The following is a 16,352-nucleotide window of genomic DNA, read 5'->3' as shown; positions in this document are numbered from 1 at the left end:
CTCCTCGTGGGCCGGGTTTCGGGTGGGGGGAGGAGCCGGGCTCAGTCGGTCAGGGCGGCGGAGGCGGAGGCGCGCTTGATGATCTCGTCGACGAGGCCGGAGATGGTGAACAGGGCCACGTTCTCCATCTCGTCCTCCTCGAAGCGCACGCCGTAGGTGTCCTCGACCTGGATCGCGATTTCGGCCACGGAGAGAGACTCCAAGTCCAGTCCGGCGGGGCCCAGCGGGGTGTCGGGGGTGACGTCCGACACGTCGTAGTTCATGTTCGTCAGGGCGTCGAAGATGAACTTGGTGACGTCGTCCTTCTGCATGTGTTTGACTCCCAATTCATGTGGGGTGGACCGGGATCGGACCCGGGTGGTGTGGTCGTCCGGTGGTCTGGGGCCGACGGTGACGCACGGCGTGCGGCACGTCGGCTGGCACTGCGCACCGCGGCCGAGGTGCTCGGTGTGGAGCCGGCGGCGGTGTGGATCTCGCACGCGGCGAGCGGCCGGCCGCTGCTGGAGGGGGCGGGCCGGGGCATGCAGCTGAGCGTCAGCCACGGCCGCGGGGCGGTGGCGGTCGCGCTATGCGGGTCTTCGCGGGTTCGCGTGGGTGTCGATGTGGAGACGGTGCGGCCGGTGCCGGCGCTGGCGCTGGCCCGCGGCTATCTCGCGCCGGCCGAGGCGGACTGGCTGGGCGGCCTCGACGCGGCCGAGCGCGACCGGGCGTTCCTGTGGCTGTGGACGCAGAAGGAGGCGGTGGGCAAGGCGCTCGGGGTCGGGCTGCGCGGCGGGGGCATGAGCCGCCCGGTGCCGGTTCCCGTCCGCTGGCCGCCGGCCGGCGGTGCGCCGTGCCCCGCCGCGCTGCCGGGCGACCCCGCGACCGCGGCCGCGGCCGCCCTGGTCGACGGCGGCCGCCGGGTCCTGGGCCTCGCCCTGCACGCCCCGGCCGGCCGTCCGCTGCCCGCGGGGATCGCGGTGGACGTGCGGCAGGAGCACTCCGGCGCGCTGCCGGACGCCCGGTAACGGGGTGGCGGCGGTCACCGGCCGACCTCCGCCCGGGCCGCGGCCCGCAGGGCGTCGGCGCTGCGCAGGGGCTTGCCGGTGGGAGTGCGCGGGATGGCGGACAGGACGTAGAGGCGGCGGGGGCGCTTGTAGGCCGCGAGCCGGGCCGCGGTCTCCCGCCCGAGGGACTCGCCGGTCACGGTCGGCTCGCTCACCGCGACGTACGCCTCGATGCCGGCGCCGTGCACGACGACGGCCTCGCGGACGCCGGGCAGCCGGCTGATCAGGTCCTCCACCTCGGCGAGGTCCACCTTGAGCCCGCCGACGGACACCTGCTGGTCGAGGCGGCCGTGCACGGTGAGCAGTCCGGTGGCGGCGTCGAGGGTGCCCGCGTCCTTGGTGCGCAGCCGTCCGTCGACGTACCGGGCGGGGTCGGTCAGGCCGACGTAGGGGTTCGCGGGCAGGGCGAGGTGGATCTCGCCGTCCACGACGGTCACGGTGTGGCCGGGGGCCGGGGTGAGGGAGGGGGCGGTGGCGCCGGTGAGGTCGGTGGCGATGACGCCGGCCTCGGTCATGCCGTACATCGCGCCCAGCGGGACGCCGTAGCGGGTGGTGAACCGCTCGCGGACCTCGGGTTTGACGCTCTCGCCGCCGGTGATCATCCCGGTGAGCTGCGGGAGCCGGGGCGGGGCCTTCACGGCGGAGAGCAGGGCTGCCTGGGAGGGCACGCCGAGCAGGGTGGTGGGTGCCCGGCCGGCGGCGACCGCGGCGGCGACGGAGGCGGCGGTGTGGCTGCTGGGCAGGGTCAGTGGAATCCGGTTGTGCAGCCCGTACAGCAGTCCGCCGACCAGGCCGAGGACGTGAATCACGGAGGCCAGGACGACTATTCGTCCGCCGTTTTTCGGGAAGTCATTCAACAATGCATAGCGTTCCACTTCCTCCATAAGGCTCCGGGCGGTTCGCCCGATCACCTTGGAAGGTCCGGTGGAACCGGAGCTGAGTTGCAGGAGAACATGGTCCGTGCGCGCAGCCTCACCGCCTTCGCGGGGCGTCGCCACCGAATCCGTCGAGAAATAGCCGCGCAGTCTTCCGCTGATTTCCCGGTCCGGTTCCACGATCACCTGCGGGTTTAATCGCCCGATCGCCGCGCCGGCCTCGTCACCGGTGAGCCGGTGATCGACGAGCGCGCACTGGGCCCCGGTGCGCCAGGCGGCCAGCAGTGTGGTGACGAGGGCCAGGGAAGGGGGCAGCCGCAGCGCGACCGAGCCACCGGGGGTCAGTCCGGCCTCACCGAGCTGCTTCTGCCGCACCTGGACCTCGGCACGCAGTTCGCCCCGGGTGACCGTCGCCTCCAGCGTCAGCACTTCTTCCTCGGCTGGACCGGCGAGCAAGAATGCGTCGACCCATTCGCCATTCAAGAGAACCGCTCCCCGTCCACTCGGTAAAGCTGTGCGGATTGTCTGTGCGGGCTGACCCGTCTCCATCACAACAGATCCGGGGTGCGCACACAAGTAAAAGCTTCCTGACGCGTTGGTGATGGATTGCACACCGGAGGGCCTGCAAACGGTGTCTGCCCTTTTGTTCGGGGCAGCGCGAATCGCGCCGCACGAATGCGTGGGCGAAATGCGGCCGTTCTCGGTCGGTTTTTTGGCTGGTTTCTTCGGGCGGTCGGAGCGGGCGGTCAGTCCGCGCCGGGCCGGGTCACGCCCGCGCGTCCCAGCGCGCGGACGTCGGGGGCGCCCATGAGGGCCATGGTCTCCTCGACCTCGTCGAGCACCGTCTGCAGGACGGCCGTGGCTCCCTCGTCCCCGGAGTCCGCGAGTCCCCACAGCAGCGGTCTGCCGAGCAGGGCGGCGTCGGCTCCGAGACATCGCGCCTTGACCACGTCGGCGCCGTGGCGCACGGAGCCGTCGACGAGGATCTGGACACGGCCGCCGACCGCGTCCGCGATCTCGGGCAGCGCGGCGAAGGCGGGCTGGGCGAAGTCGAGCTGGCGTCCGCCGTGGTTGGAGACGACCACGGCGGCGGCCCCGTGGTCGTGGGCGAGCCGGGCGTCCTCGGCGGTGAGGATGCCCTTCAGCACCAGGGGCAGGGAGGTCCGCTCGCGCAGCCAGGCCAGGTCGGCCCAGGTGACGGAGGCGTCGAACTGCTCGCGCGCGTGGCGGGCGACGGCGGAGCTGCCGGCCTGTCCGCCGTAGGAGGCGGACATCAGCTCCGGGTCGATGTTGACGGCGCGGACGTCGTCGGGGAGCGCGAAGCCGTTGCGCAGGTCCCGGGGCCGGCCGGCCATCCGCGGCGCGTCCACGGTGAGCATCAGCGCCCGGAACCCGGTGTCCTCGGCGCACCGGATCAGGTCCAGCAGCGCCTCGCGCCGGCGCAGCCAGTACAGCTGGAGCCACAGCGGGCCCTGGGCCGCCTCCGCGATGTCCGCCAGGGTGCGGCTGGCGAACATGCTCACCGTCAGCGGCACCTGGGCCTTGCCCGCGGCACGCGCCGCGGCCACCTCGCCCTCGGGGTGGACCAGCCGGTGGTACGCCATGGGCGCGATGCCGACCGGTGCGGCGGCCTCGCTGCCCAGCAGGGTGGTGCGGGTGTCGACGTGGGAGACGTCGACGAGCGTGCGCGGCCGCAGCCGCACCCGGTCGAGGACGGCCCGGTTGGCCGTCAGCATCGACTCGGTGCCGGCGCCACCGGCGATGAAGTCCCAGACGGCGTCGGGCAGTCGGGCACGGGCCGCCTGTTCGTAGGCAGCGAGATCGGGACGACTCACAGAGGTACCCCCGTTGTGTTCCTTGTGGCCGATCGTTCGTACGATAACATTCTTAGCGCACGACCGTGCGGTTACTGGACGACCGTGCGCGAATTTCAGGTGAACCGAGGGACGTGACATGGTCGCCGAGACCCCCGTGGCCAAGAAGGCGGCCAAGCGCGCCGACGGCCGCATCCTGCGGGGCAACCAGACCCGGCAGCTGATCCTGCGCCGCGCCGTCGACGTGGCCTCCGTGCGCGGCCTCGACGGGCTGTCGCTCGGCCAGCTCGCCGAGGAGGTCCACGTGAGCAAGAGCGGGGTCTTCTCCCTGTTCGGCTCGAAGGAGGAATTGCAGCGCGCGACCGTGCGCACCGCCATCGCCGTCTTCCTGGACCACGTCGTCATCCCGGCCCGCCGCCTGCCGGCGGGGGTGGCGCAGATCCGCCGGCTGTGCGAGAAATGGCTCGACTACTCCCGGACCCGGGTCTTCCCCGGCGGCTGCTTCTTCTACTCCGTCACCGCCGAGTTCGACGCCCGGGTCGGGCCCGTCCGCGACGAGATCGCCGCGGCACAGGCCAACTGGCGCCAGTTCGTGGAGCAGATGATCGACGAGGCGCGCGCGGCCGGCGAGATCCGCGCCGGGACCGACACCCGCCGGCTGGCCTTCGAACTGATCGCCTTCATGGAGATGGCCAACGGCGAGTCCCTGCTGTCCGGGGACGACGACGTCTACCGTGTCGCCTCCGCGTGCGTACTCGACCGGCTGCGCGCCGCCGCCACCGACCCCCGACTGCTGCCCGACACCCCCTGAACTCGAGCGGGAGACCATGGCTCTCGATCCACAGGCCGAAGCCCTGCGCGCCCGGCGCGCCGCCGACGGCACCCCGCCCCTCTACACCCTGACCCTCCGACAGGCGCGCGCGGCCGACCTGGCCGACATCCGCGCCGCGTCCGGCACCCCGCTGCCGGTGCACGACGTCACCGACGTCGAGATACCCGGACCCGACGGGGCCCTGCCCGGCCGCGTCTACCGCCCCGCCGGCGAAGGGCCGCTGCCGGTCCTGCTCTACCTGTTCGGCGGCGGCTGGACGCTCGGCTCCATCGACACCTCGGACGCCATCTGCCGCGCGCTGACCCGTGCGGCCGGCTGCGTCACCGTGTCGGTGGGCTACCGGCTCGCCCCCGAGCACCGCTTCCCCGCGGCCGTCGAGGACTCCTACGCCGCTCTCGGCTGGATCGCCGCACGAGCGGGCCGGCCGGGCCCGCTGCGGACGGCCGACCCGGACCGGATCGCCGTCGGCGGGGACAGCGCGGGCGGCAACCTGTCCGCCGCCGTGACCCTGCTGGCCCGGGACCGCCAGGGCCCCGGCCTGGCCGCGCAGCTGCTCGTCTACCCCAACACCGACCACCGCGCCGACACGCCCTCCCGCCGGGAGAACACCGACCCGGCGCTGTTCAACGACAAGTCGGTCGCCTGGTACTGGGACCACTACCTGGCCCGGCCCGAGGACGGCGGCCACCCGCTCGCCTCACCGCTGCGCGCCGACCGGCTCGACGGCCTGCCGCCGGCCCTGGTCATCACCGCCGAGCACGACCCGCTGCGCGACGAGGGCGAGGCGTACGCCGACCGGCTGCGCGCCGCCGGGGTCCCGGTCACGCTGACCCGCTACCCCGGCATGATCCACGGCTTCTTCGCCATGGCCGGGACGCTGGACGCGGGCCGCCGGGCCCAGGACCAGGCGGCCGCGTTCCTGCGCGCGGCGTTCGCCCCCACCGGTGGCCGCGAGGCCGCCGCAGACCACGGACAGCGAGGACGGCCGACACCATGAGCCTGATGAACCCGCCCCAGGCGTTACCGCCCCAGGAGCCGGTGGCGCTGCGGGGGCTGCACGGCAGTCTCACCGACCCCGTGCTCGACGCGATGAACTTCCTCAACGAGGTCGTCTCCCGCTTCCCCGACGCCCTCTCCTTCGCCCCCGGGCGGCCCTGGGAGGGCGATTTCGAGCCGGAGGACCTCGCCCGCCACCTGCGCTCCTACACCGACCACCTGGAGAAGGACCTGGGCTGGTCGCGCGAGCGGGTGCGCACCCAGCTGTTCCAGTACGGGCGCACCAACGGCGTCATCCACGAGCTGATCGCCCGCACGCTGGGCAACGACGAGGGCATCGACGTACCGGCCGAGGCGGTGGTGGTGACCACCGGCGCCCAGGAGGCCATGCTGCTGGTGCTGCGCGCCCTGTTCGCCGAGCCCGCGGACACGCTGCTGATCAGCACGCCGGCCTACGTCGGCATCACCGGCGCGGCCCGGCTGCTGGACCTGCGCGTGCACCCGGTGCCGGAGGGGCCCGCGGGCCTGGAGCCCGGCGCGGTGGCGGCCGCGGCGGCCGAGGTGCGGGCGGCGGGCGGCCGGCCGCGCGCGCTGTACCTGGTGCCGGACTTCGCCAACCCCTCCGGCACCAGCCTGCCGCTGGACGCCCGCCACCGGCTGCTGGAGCTGGCCGCGCAGGAGGACCTGCTGCTGCTGGAGGACAACCCGTACGGGTTCTTCTCCCGCACCGGCACCTCGCTGCCCACGCTGAAGGCGCTCGACCGCGGCCGCCGGGTGATCCACCTCGGCTCGTTCGCCAAGACGGCGCTGCCCGGCGCCCGGGTCGGCTACGCGGTGGCCGACCAGGAGGTGCTCGGGCCCGACGGCACCCGCACCCCGCTCGCCGAGGGCCTGTCGAAGATCAAGAGCATGACGACGGTCAACACCTCCGCCATCAGCCAGGCCGTCGTCGGCGGCATCCTGGTCGAGGCGGACTGCCGGCTGCGCGAGGCCAACGCCGCCGCCGTCGCCCACTACGCGGCGAACATGAACGCCCTGCTCGACGCCCTGGACCGGCACTTCCCGGCCGCCGGGGCGGACCGGCCCGAGGTGTCCTGGAACCGGCCGGACGGCGGCTTCTTCCTGGTGATGCGGGTGCCGTTCACCGCCGACGTCGCCGCCCTGGAGCGCTCGGCGCGCGACTTCGGCGTCCTGTGGACCCCGATGGACAGCTTCTTCCCCGGCGGTGGCGGCACCCGGCTGCTCCGGCTGTCGTGCAGCGCGCTGGACCCGGAGCGGATCGAGGAGGGCGTACGCCGGCTGGCCGCGTTCGTCGCCGCCCAGGCGTCCTGACCCGGCGGGGGCCGGTGGCGCACCGCGCGCCGCCGGCCCCCGCCGACAGCCCGTCAGGCCGCCGTACCGCCGCCGTCAGGCCCCGATCGCGTGCACCCCGCCGTCCACGTGCACGATCTCGCCCGTGGTGCTGGGGAACCAGTCCGACAGCAGGGCCACCACCGCCCGGCCGGCCGGCTCCGGGTCGGTCACGTCCCAGCCCAGCGGGGCGCGTTCGGTCCAGACGTCCCGGAACGTGGTGAACCCGGGGATGGACTTGGCCGCCATGGTCCGGATCGGGCCGGCCGCCACCAGGTTGCAGCGGATGCCCCGCTCCCCCACCTCACGCGCCAGATAGCGGGAGGTCGACTCCAGCGCCGCCTTGGCCACGCCCATCCAGTCGTACGCCGGCCAGGCCACCCGGGCGTCGAAGGTGAGCCCGACGACCGCGCCGCCCCGCGGCCCGAACAGCGGCAGACAGCTGACCGTCAGCGACTTCAGCGAGTACGCCGACACCCGCAGCGCCGTGGCGACGGAGTCCCAGGGGGTGTCCAAGAACGTACCGCCGAGCGCGTCGGGGGGTGCGAAGGCGACCGAGTGCACGATGCCGTCGAGGACCGTGCCGTCGTCCTCCGCGTCCCCGAGCGCCTCGCGTATCCGGTCCGGGAGGCGGTCGAGGTGCTCGGGGTCGGTCACGTCCAGCTCGATCACCGGGGCGGGCTCCGGCAGCCGGCGGGCGACCCGTTCCACCAGGGAGAGCCGCCCGTAGCCGGTGAGCACCACCCGCGCGCCCTCCCGCTGGGCGAGCCGGGCGGCGTGGAAGGCGATCGAGGAGTCGGTCAGCACCCCCGTCACCAGCAGCCGGCGCCCGGCGAGCAGTCCGCTCACAGGCCGGCCACCGGGACCTCGGCCGGGCCGTCCTGCGCGGCCGTCACGAAGTCCAGGGCCGCCTCGATCACCGCGGGGTCGGCCAGGATCCTGCGGTGACCGAGGCCCCGGGTGGTGACCAGGCGGGCCCGGCCGCCGAACGCCTCGGCCATCCGGCGCGCCTGCTCCACGCCGACCATCCGGTCCTCCTCGTCGTGCAGGATCAGGATCGGCACGGTGATCCGCTCGGGCTCGTACGACGTGGAGAAGTGCCGCCAGATGTCCGTCTCCCGCGGGAACAGCCGCTGCTCCATGCGCCGGCGCAGCTCCTGGCGCAGCCGCGGGCGCAGCGCCAGCTGCCCGCAGAACTCGTCGAAGAGGTGGGTGAACTCGCCGACCTGGCTGATCGCGACGAGCCGCCGGGCCCGCACTCCGGACCGCAGGGCCAGCACGGACGCCATGACGCCCACCGAGTGGCTGATGATCGCCTCGAACTCGCCGTGCTCGTCGGCGAGTTCGCGGATCACGTCACGGAACGCCAGCACGGTGGTGGTGGAGCCGGTGGCGGCGCCGTGCGCGGGCGCGTCGAAGGCGACGGGGCTGTACCCGGCCGCCAGCAGCCCCGGCACGAAGTGCTCGAAGCAGGTGCCGCGGGACTGCCAGCCGTGGGCCAGCAGCACGGGCCGCTCCCCACTGCCCCAGCGGTAGGTGACGGCCGTCTCGCCGTCCACCCGGATCTTCGCGACGTGCGCCCGCTCCAGCAGCTCCTTCTCGCCGTCCCGCAGCCGGGCCCGCCGCAGGGGGAGCCGGAAGACGCGGTACGTGGTCTCGCCGGCCAGCCAGGGGCTGAGCAGGGAGACGGTGTTGAGGGCTGTGCCGGTGAGGGCCGTGGCCTTTGTCATGTCCGTCCTGTCGGTGTTCGTCGCGGCTCCGGCCGGGCGGTCCTGCCGCCGCCGGACTGTCGTGGTCCCGTGCACGAGCGGGCCCGGTCAGCGGCCGGAGCGCTCGGCCCTCCTGCGGGTGGTGCGGGCCACGGTGAAGGCGAGTTCGGCCAGTTCGTCGCGCTGCCAGCCGAGCGCCCCGGCCGGGCTCATGCCGTCGCCCTCGTTGTTGTGCGCCAGCTCCACGGAGTACAGGTCGACGGTGCCCCGGCGCAGCAGCCGCTCGCGCAGCTCCTCGGCGGGTACGTCCGTGAGGTGGCGGTGGGAGACGGTCAGCGGGCCGTAGGCGTGGCTCCACTCCGGCTGGAGCAGGTGCAGCACCTGCGTCTGCCGGTCGGCGGCGACCGCGCCCTGGGTCTCGCGGTAGGTGCGGATGACGGAGTGGCCGCCGTCGACCAGCCGGAAGACGCTGACGTTGCCGGCCGGGAGCCGGTCGTAGAGCACCGCCTGCTGCACCAGCGTCGGCACGATGTCGGGGACCAGGGCGCTGGCGCCGTCGCCCACGAAGGCCAGCACGTTGTCGTCGCGGGTGACGGCCACCGCGGGCACCGCCTGGAGGGCGTCGCCCATCAGGGCGCGGCCGTACCAGCCGGAGAAGCCGGGGCCGGTGCGCGGCAGGTTGCGCACGGCGGAGATGCCGCCGCGCCCCACGTCGTACAGGCCGGTGTAGGTGTAGCCCTGACCGGTGATCAGCTCTTCCAGCAGTTCGCCGAGGCGGTGGAAGAAGTAGTTCGGGCTCATCGGCCGCAGGGGCAGCCGGTGCAGCACGTCGGAGGCGCTGTCGCGGGTGGACTCGATGGCCGCGCGGCGGCCGGCCAGCACCTCCGGGTCGACCGCGAGCCGGTCGCGCAGCGCCCGCAGGAAGTCCCTCGCGTCGGCGACCACCGGGTGGTCGGTGAACGGCGCCACGTGCTCCGGGGTGTCGGTGACCTGGACGATCCGCAGCTGCCGTTCCAGGGCGCGGGGCGCGAACGGCGTGGACAGTTCCGTGATCCGGCTCTTGAGGAAGAACAGCGCCTGGTCGGCCCTGGCCCGCAGTCGCTCCTCGTGGTGCAGGAAGGCGTGCACCCGGGCCGAGCAGCCCATCATGCCGAGGGTGCCGAGGTACTCGGGGACCCGGGCGCCGTCGTGGTGGCGGCTGACGGTGCCGGGGCGGGTCAGCGAGTCGGCGAGCGCGATCCCGGCCGACCGGGCGAGGTCGAGGGTGAGCGCCCGTTCCTCCGCGTCGAGCCGGCCGCACTGCCACAGCAGCCGGGCGGGCTCCTCGTTGACCAGCCGCAGCACGGGCGTGAGGGCGCTCTCGGTGACCTGGGCGCGGGCCGCCGGGGGTGCGCCGGGCGCCGGGTGCTCGCCGGTGGCGGGCGCGTTGAGCACGGCCGGGGTGGCCAGCAGGACGACCGGGCCGGTCCCGGCGTCGTAGGCGGCCTGGGCGGCGGCGAGGTCCTGGGGCAGCCGGGCGGGGTCGTCGAGGTGGAAGGTGGGCAGGCCGCGGGCGCGGAGCACCTCGAGGGCGTCCTCGTCCTGGTGGACGGTGCCCTGGAAGGGGAACCAGCCGCCCGGGTCGGGGTCGCCGCAGACGATGAAGCCGCGTGCCCGTGTCTCGCGCAGGTTGGCCAGGGTGCCCTTGAACTCGTCGACCATGCCGTTGGTGACGACGATGAGGAACGGCGCCTCGTCCAGCTGCCAGCGGGCCATCGCCCCGCAGGCCAGGCCGTGTTCGGAGGGCCCGCGCAGCACCGGGTTGCCGGAGCGCTCGGCGGCGTCCTCCAGCTCGCCGATCAGCCCGGTCACGATGGAGCCGGTGTAGTAGTGCAGCCCCCAGGTGTCCGCGGCGCGGGCGGTGAGGAAGGAGTGCAGCCACTCGGCGAGCATCCGCCGCGGCGCGGACTCGGCGCGGATGACCTGGGCGGCGTGCCGGTACTGCGCCTGGTCGGCGAACGCGCAGATGACGTCGGCGGCCAGCAGCCAGGGCCGGTCGGGCAGCTGCTTGAGCGCGTACGGCCGGCCGAGCCGCACCGGTGAGCGCTCCAGCCGGTCGTAGACGTGCACGCTGTACGCCGACCCCTCGGCGGTGACCCGTTCGGGCAGCTCGGCCAGGAACTCGGCCAGGGCGGGCTGGACGGTGTCCCCGAGCGCGTCGGTGGTGAGGCCCGCGGCCGGCGCGTCCACCAGCAGCAGGGCGAGGCTGACGGTGCCCGCGCCGGCGGCCTCGGCGCGTACCGCGGCCGCCGCCTCGGGGAGCGTGGCGGCGGTGACGACGGCGGTCTCGTCGCCCTCCAGGGTGCGGGCCAGGAAGCGGTGCGCGCGGCGGGCCGTCTCCTGGTAGGCGTCCGGCCAGCCGTCCTCGGTCGCGGTTTCCGTCGCGGCCCCGGGGCGGGGGCCGGTGGTGGCGTCGGCCAGGGCGGTGCGCACGGTGTCGTGGAACTCCGGCCGCGCGCCGACGCTGACCACCAGCAGCCGGTCCACGGCGGTGGCGCGCTGCCGGGGCGCGGCGGTGGTCGTGGAGGTGTTCACCGGCTCTCCCCCTCCGCCGGACGGGGCGCGTCGCCCACGGGCACCGCCTCGATGACGCGTTCGGCGCGGTCGGAGCGCGCCTGGGGCGCGTGCACGGCCCGGACCTCGAAGCCGGCACCCTCGAGCAGGGTCCGGTACTCGTCCTCGGAGCGGTCCCAGCCCTGGAGCATCACCAGCATCAGCAGGTCGATCAGCCGTTCCTGGACCGCCTGCGGGGAGAGCGCGGCGTCCTGGGGCACCGGGGACTCCAGCCGCTCCAGGACCAGCAGCCGGCCGTGGGTGGGCACGGCCTCGCGGACCCGGCGCAGGATCTGCCCGGCCCGCTCGTCGTCCCAGTTGTGCAGGACGCGGGAGAGGACGTAGACGTCGCCGCCGGCGGGCAGCGGGTCGAAGAAGCTGCCCTCGACCAGGTCGGTCCGGTCGGCCAGGCCCAGCGCGGCCAGCCGCTCGCGCGCCGGGCCGATGGCCTCCGGCAGTTCGGCCAGCACCCCGCGCAGGTCCGGGTGGCGGGGCAGCAGCTTGGCGAGCAGGTTGCCCTCGCCGCCGCCGACGTCGACCAGTGTGCCGACGCCGGTGAGGTCGACCTTGCCGAGGGCGGACGGGACGGGCGCGGTGCCCATGGCGGCGGTGAACTCGGCGGCCACCTCGGGGCGCTCCGCGAGGTAGTCGTAGAACGGCTGCCCGTACAGCGAGTCGAAGGCGGGGCGGCCGGTCTCCAGGGTGTGCAGGATGCCGCCGAAGGAGCGGTGCACCTCCTCGCCGAACAGGACGGCGGCCGGGCGGCTGGAGCGCGTGGTGCCGGTGCACAGCAGCCGGCCGGCCGGGGTCAGCGCGAAGACGGCCGGCTCGGGCTCGCTCACCACGCCGACCGCGCTCAGCACGCGCAGCAGGCGGCGGACGGCGCGGGCGTCGGCGCCGGTCGCGTCGGCGAGTTCGGCGGCCGGGCGGGGTCCGCCGGCCAGCAGGTCGGGGATGCCCAGCTTGGCCAGGGCGTAGCAGGCCTGGGCCGGCCAGCCGCCGGTCAGCACGGTCATCAGCGCGAGCCGGTCGCGTATGGAGGGCGCGGCGGCGGCCCGGTCGGGGCCGGTCCGGTCCGGGGTGGTGCGGTCCGGGGTGGGCCGGTCGGGACTCGTCCGGTCGGGGGTCGTCGTCATGCCACACCGTTCCTCACGCCGGTCCGGTCCAGGTAGGCGCCGAGGGTGCGGATCGCCTCGGCGGCGGCGATGGCGTGGCCGCGCCGGTTGGCGTGCCTGCCGTCGGCGCTGAGCAGGCCGTCCTCGCCGGCGACCGGGTGGTCGAAGAGGTCGACGTGGACCGTGCCGAGGTCGGCGGCGATCCGGCCGGTCACGTCCGACAGGTCGCGCAGCCGTGCGGCGAACCGTTTCCGCACGCCCTCGGGCACCCGTGGGTCGCGGGATCCGTCGATCATGCTGACGGTGACGACCGTGCAGTCCCGCTCCCTCAGCGCGGTGACGATGGCCCGTAACTCGGCGCCGACCCGCTCGGCGTCGAAGCCGGGGACGAGGGTGTCGTAGCCGCCGCAGGCGACCAGGGCCAGGTCCGGCTGGAAGTCCAGCGCCTTGGCCAGCTGGGTGGAGCGGACGAGGGCGGCGCGGGTGTTGCGCCGGCCGAGGTTGCGGTACGCCAGGCGGGGCGTGGGCCGGCGCAGGGCGGTGGCGAGCCGGTGCGCCCAGGGCTCGTCGCGGTAGCCCGGCACCGGATCGCCGAGCCCCTCCGCCACGCTGTCCCCGCAGGCCACGAACCGCTTCCACGGGTGACCGGCCAGCAGCCGGTCGGCTTCCTCTTCCGTCAGGCAGTACGGATCGACCCGTTCCGCACGTGCGCTCTCGCTGTCGTCGGGCATCAGGTGGCCGCAGTCCCTTCTCGCGATTCAGGCGGTCCGGCCGTCCCCAGAAAGGTGCACGACCGTGCACATTCTTTCCATGAACCGGCCCAACAATCAATACGATCGACCGTGCTAATATCTTCGCCGCCACCCGCCCGCCCTTCCCCCCGGGGTCCGGAGCAAGGGAGAACTGTCATGCCCACACCCATCGAATCCGCTCCGGCCGGCTTACCGCCCCGGGCGTCCGGCGGGGCCGCCGTCGTGCTGAGCCTGGCCGCCGCCGCGATGGTCGTGTCGATGATGCAGACGCTGCTGGTCCCGATCCTCGGCGTCATCCAGTCCTCGCTGCACACCTCGGCCTCCGCCGTGAGCTGGGTCAACACCGCCACCCTGCTGTCGGCCGCCGTCTTCACCCCGCTGCTCGGCCGGCTGGGCGACCAGCACGGCAGGAAACGCGTCCTGCTCGCGGTCACCGTGGTCCTGCTCGCCGGCTCGCTGCTGGCCGCCCTGACGCACTCCCTGCCCTGGCTGATCGTCGCCCGCGTACTCCAGGGCAGCGCCACCGCGATCTTCCCGCTGGCCCTGGCCGTCCTGCGCCGGGAGGTCCCGCACGACCGGCTGCCCGGCGCCATGGCCCTCGTCAGCGGCATGCTCGGGATCGGCAGCGGGCTGGCCCTGGTGCTCACCGGTCTGCTGACCCAGGACGCCGGCGCCGACTACCGGCGGGTGTTCTGGCTCTCGGTCGGCCTCGCCGCCGCGACCCTCGCCGCGGTGGCCGCGTGCGTCCCGGCCGACCGCGACCACCCCGGCGGCCGCACCGACGTGCTCGGGGCGCTCACCTTCAGCGCCTTCCTGGTGCTCCTGCTGCTGCCCGTATCCAAGGGCCAGGAGTGGGGCTGGTCCTCCGCCGCGACCGTGGGCTGCTTCGCAGCGGCGGCGGCCCTCGCGGTCGCCTGGTGGGTGACCGAGAGCCGGGTGCGCGAACCCATGATCGACCTGCCGACCTTCGTCCTGCGCCCGGTGGCCAACACCAACCTGGCCGGACTGCTCGTCGGGTTCGTGATGTTCGCCCAGTTCATCGCCCTCTCCTTCCTCGCCCAGATCCCCGAGTCGCTGGCCGGTTACGGGTTCGGCGCCTCCACCCTGCGCGCCTCGGTGGTCTACCTGCTGCCCGGCACCGCGTTCTCGCTCATCGGCGCCCCCGTCGGCGGCGTCCTGGTCAAGCGGCACGGGCCCCGACTGGTGCTGGGCCTGGGCGGGGCGCTCGGCGTGCTCGGCTCCGCCTGGCTGGCCGCCGCCCACTCCACCACCGCCTCGGTGATCGCCGCCAGCGTCGTCAACGGCGTCGCCATCAGCTTCGCCTACGCGGCGATGCCCGCCCTGATCGTCACCGGGGTGCCGCCGGAGAAGACCGGCATCGCCAACGGCATCAACTCCATCTCCCGCTCGGCCGGCAGCGCGATCGGCAGTGCCGTGATCGCCACGCTGATGGCGGCCAGGACCATTCACGGGCTGCCGCCCGGGGTGCCGCCCCTGCCCGCCGAGAGCCAGTTCACCCTGACCTTCGTCCTGGGCGCGGTGGCCTGGCTGCTCGTCGTCGTGGTCGCCGCCGCGGGCCTGCCGTCCCGGTCCGCGGCCCCGGCCGCCGCCACCGGCCCCGACCCGGCGGGCGGCCCCGCCCCCCGGGTCGGCGCGGGCGAACGGCCCACCCCCTCCTGACGAAGCGCCCGCCCGGTCCCGCGTCCGCGCGGGTCCGGGCATTGATCTTCGGCTGGCAGACTGGGACCGTGAACACCGGGGACACCTCCGGTTCACCCGGCTGTCCGCCGCGGGGCACCGCGCGGGCCGTACGGAGGCCGCCCCCGGCTTCCGCAGGAGGACGCCGGCCCAGGCCCTAGGAGGACATCGCCATGTCTCGCCTCGACGGCAGGATCGAACGGGGCAACCGCTCCCGGCAGCTGGTGCTGCGCCACGCCGTGGACATCGCCTCCGTCGAAGGGCTGGAGGCGCTGTCCATCGGGCGCCTCGCCACCGAGCTGGGCCTGAGCAAGAGCGGTGTCTTCGCCCTGTTCGGGTCCAAGCAGGAACTGCAGCTGGCCACCGTGCGCGAGGCCGCCCGCATCTTCACCGACGAGGTCGTGCGCCCCGCCGCCGAGGCCCCGCCCGGCATCGCCCGGGTCTGGCTGCTGTGCACCGGCTGGCTGGAGTACTCGCGCGGCCGGGTCTTCCCCGGCGGCTGCTTCTTCTACGAGGTCATCGCCGAGTTCGACGCCCGCTCCGGGCCGGTGCACGACGCCGTGCTGGACGCCCAGCGGGGCTGGACCGCCTACGTGGAGGGCACGGTCGCCGAGGCCCGCACGGCCGGCGAACTGCGGCCCGACACGGATGTCGCGCAGCTCTCCTTCGAACTGGTCGCGCTGATGGAGACGGCCAACGTCCTCTCTGTCCTGCACGACGACATGGAGAGCGCCTACCGGCGGGCGCGCACCGCCATCGCGGCCCGGCTGCGCACGGTCGCCGTGGACCCGTCCCGGGTGCCCGAGGCGGACTGACCCCGCGGTGCCGGCGGGGCGGCCGGGGCCTCGTCCGGGTCTCGTCCGGCGTCTCGTCCGGCGTCTCGTCCGGGCAACCATCTAGCACGATCGTTCGTGAAGTTTTACCCTGATCCCATGACTGTCACCGAAGCGGACTTCGTCGCGCTCGACCGGACCGCCGTACGGGAGGCGACCCGCGTCGTCGACCTCGCCCAGGACGACGACTGGGAGCGGGACACCCCCTGCGCGGGCTGGACCCTGCGCCGGCTGGTGGGCCACATGACCGCGCAGCACCGCGGTTTCGCGGCGGCCGCGCACGGCGTGGGCGAGGAGCCGGAGCACTGGCGCGAGGACGAGGCACCGGCCGAGCCGGCGGCCGAGCACCGGGCGGCCGCGGTCGCGGTCCTCGACGCCTTCGCCGGACCGGGCGCCACCGAGCGGCAGTTCGCGCTGCCGGCGCTGGGCGGCAGCTTCCCCGGCCGGATGGCGATCGGCTTCCACTTCATCGACTACGTGGTGCACGCCTGGGACGTCGCCGCCACGCTGGGCGTGGACCTCCGGCTGCCGGACGACCTGCTGGACGCCGCCCTGGTGGTGGCCCGCCTGGTCCCCACGGACCCGTCCTACCGCGCGCCGGGCTCCGCCTTCGCACCCGCGCTGGAGGTGCCCCGGGGCGCCGGCTCCCTCGCCGAGGCGCTCCTGCTGCTGGGCCGGGACCCGGACTGGCGGGGAGCCGACGCCAAGCCCTAGGTGTGCAGCTGACCGACGACAACGCC

The 16,352-nt window shown here is 74.4% G+C and carries 15 protein-coding genes; 7 read left to right on the top strand and 8 right to left on the bottom strand.

Going from position 1 to position 16,352, the window contains the following annotated elements; translation table 11 throughout:
• Window positions 1-41: 41 nt before the first annotated feature.
• Entirely contained in the window at window positions 42-311 is a 270-nt protein-coding gene (locus ACZ6CZ_RS12360; RefSeq protein WP_469018515.1) for an acyl carrier protein, read from the bottom strand.
• Window positions 312-449: 138 nt separating this feature from the next.
• Between ACZ6CZ_RS12360 and ACZ6CZ_RS12355 the strand changes: the two genes are divergently transcribed.
• Window positions 450-1,007 carry a 4'-phosphopantetheinyl transferase family protein gene (locus ACZ6CZ_RS12355; RefSeq protein ID WP_469018512.1) on the top strand — a complete coding sequence of 186 codons (558 nt, stop codon included), beginning with the start codon at window positions 450-452 and terminating at the stop codon, window positions 1,005-1,007.
• Between the two features lie 14 nt (window positions 1,008-1,021).
• Here ACZ6CZ_RS12355 and ACZ6CZ_RS12350 read toward each other — a convergent pair whose 3' ends face one another.
• Entirely contained in the window at window positions 1,022-2,377 is a 1,356-nt protein-coding gene (locus ACZ6CZ_RS12350; RefSeq protein WP_469018509.1) for a class I adenylate-forming enzyme family protein, read from the bottom strand.
• A 290-nt stretch (window positions 2,378-2,667) separates the two neighbouring features.
• Window positions 2,668-3,756, bottom strand: coding sequence for an alpha-hydroxy acid oxidase (locus tag ACZ6CZ_RS12345; protein ID WP_469018506.1), 1,089 nt, complete (start codon window positions 3,754-3,756; stop codon window positions 2,668-2,670).
• A gap of 118 nt (window positions 3,757-3,874) precedes the next feature.
• On the opposite strand from ACZ6CZ_RS12345, the gene ACZ6CZ_RS12340 reads away from it, so the two are divergent.
• Genes ACZ6CZ_RS12340 through ACZ6CZ_RS12330 form a run of 3 tightly spaced genes read left to right on the top strand, consistent with a single transcriptional unit; the run spans window position 3,875 to window position 6,895 of the window.
• Complete coding sequence (locus tag ACZ6CZ_RS12340; protein WP_469018503.1) at window positions 3,875-4,546, top strand: TetR/AcrR family transcriptional regulator; 672 nt, start codon at window positions 3,875-3,877, stop codon at window positions 4,544-4,546.
• A gap of 16 nt (window positions 4,547-4,562) precedes the next feature.
• Complete coding sequence (locus tag ACZ6CZ_RS12335) at window positions 4,563-5,564, top strand: alpha/beta hydrolase (RefSeq protein ID WP_469018500.1); 1,002 nt, start codon at window positions 4,563-4,565, stop codon at window positions 5,562-5,564.
• A complete protein-coding gene (locus ACZ6CZ_RS12330) occupies window positions 5,561-6,895 on the top strand; it encodes an aminotransferase-like domain-containing protein (protein ID WP_469018497.1) in 1,335 nt (444 codons plus the stop codon). The genes ACZ6CZ_RS12335 and ACZ6CZ_RS12330 overlap by 4 nt, the downstream gene beginning before the upstream one ends.
• Before the next feature lie 75 nt (window positions 6,896-6,970).
• Here ACZ6CZ_RS12330 and fabI read toward each other — a convergent pair whose 3' ends face one another.
• The 5 genes from fabI to ACZ6CZ_RS12305 form a co-directional block, all read right to left on the bottom strand.
• Window positions 6,971-7,762 carry an enoyl-ACP reductase FabI gene (gene fabI, locus ACZ6CZ_RS12325; protein WP_469018495.1) on the bottom strand — a complete coding sequence of 264 codons (792 nt, stop codon included), beginning with the start codon at window positions 7,760-7,762 and terminating at the stop codon, window positions 6,971-6,973.
• The gene (locus ACZ6CZ_RS12320) at window positions 7,759-8,643 is read right to left on the bottom strand and encodes an alpha/beta hydrolase (protein ID WP_469018492.1); all 885 of its coding nucleotides are present in this window, start codon (window positions 8,641-8,643) and stop codon (window positions 7,759-7,761) included. Before ACZ6CZ_RS12320 ends, fabI begins: the two co-directional genes overlap by 4 nt.
• A gap of 87 nt (window positions 8,644-8,730) precedes the next feature.
• Window positions 8,731-11,196 carry a hypothetical protein gene (locus ACZ6CZ_RS12315; protein ID WP_469018489.1) on the bottom strand — a complete coding sequence of 822 codons (2,466 nt, stop codon included), beginning with the start codon at window positions 11,194-11,196 and terminating at the stop codon, window positions 8,731-8,733.
• Window positions 11,193-12,350, bottom strand: coding sequence for a methyltransferase (locus ACZ6CZ_RS12310; protein WP_469018486.1), 1,158 nt, complete (start codon window positions 12,348-12,350; stop codon window positions 11,193-11,195). The genes ACZ6CZ_RS12315 and ACZ6CZ_RS12310 overlap by 4 nt, the downstream gene beginning before the upstream one ends.
• The gene (locus tag ACZ6CZ_RS12305) at window positions 12,347-13,060 is read right to left on the bottom strand and encodes an SGNH/GDSL hydrolase family protein (RefSeq protein WP_469018484.1); all 714 of its coding nucleotides are present in this window, start codon (window positions 13,058-13,060) and stop codon (window positions 12,347-12,349) included. Before ACZ6CZ_RS12305 ends, ACZ6CZ_RS12310 begins: the two co-directional genes overlap by 4 nt.
• A 177-nt stretch (window positions 13,061-13,237) precedes the next feature.
• Between ACZ6CZ_RS12305 and ACZ6CZ_RS12300 the strand changes: the two genes are divergently transcribed.
• From ACZ6CZ_RS12300 to ACZ6CZ_RS12290, 3 genes are all read left to right on the top strand, one after another.
• Complete coding sequence (locus tag ACZ6CZ_RS12300) at window positions 13,238-14,761, top strand: MFS transporter (RefSeq protein WP_469018481.1); 1,524 nt, start codon at window positions 13,238-13,240, stop codon at window positions 14,759-14,761.
• 185 nt (window positions 14,762-14,946) lie between these two features.
• Entirely contained in the window at window positions 14,947-15,594 is a 648-nt protein-coding gene (locus ACZ6CZ_RS12295) for a TetR/AcrR family transcriptional regulator (RefSeq protein ID WP_469019100.1), read from the top strand.
• Between the two features lie 117 nt (window positions 15,595-15,711).
• Window positions 15,712-16,326, top strand: coding sequence for a TIGR03086 family metal-binding protein (locus ACZ6CZ_RS12290; protein ID WP_469018479.1), 615 nt, complete (start codon window positions 15,712-15,714; stop codon window positions 16,324-16,326).
• Window positions 16,327-16,352: the final 26 nt, after the last annotated feature.

It is taken from the genome of Streptomyces sp. NPDC041135 (assembly GCF_055592085.1).
This window is presented reverse-complemented; position numbering and strand designations above follow the sequence as displayed.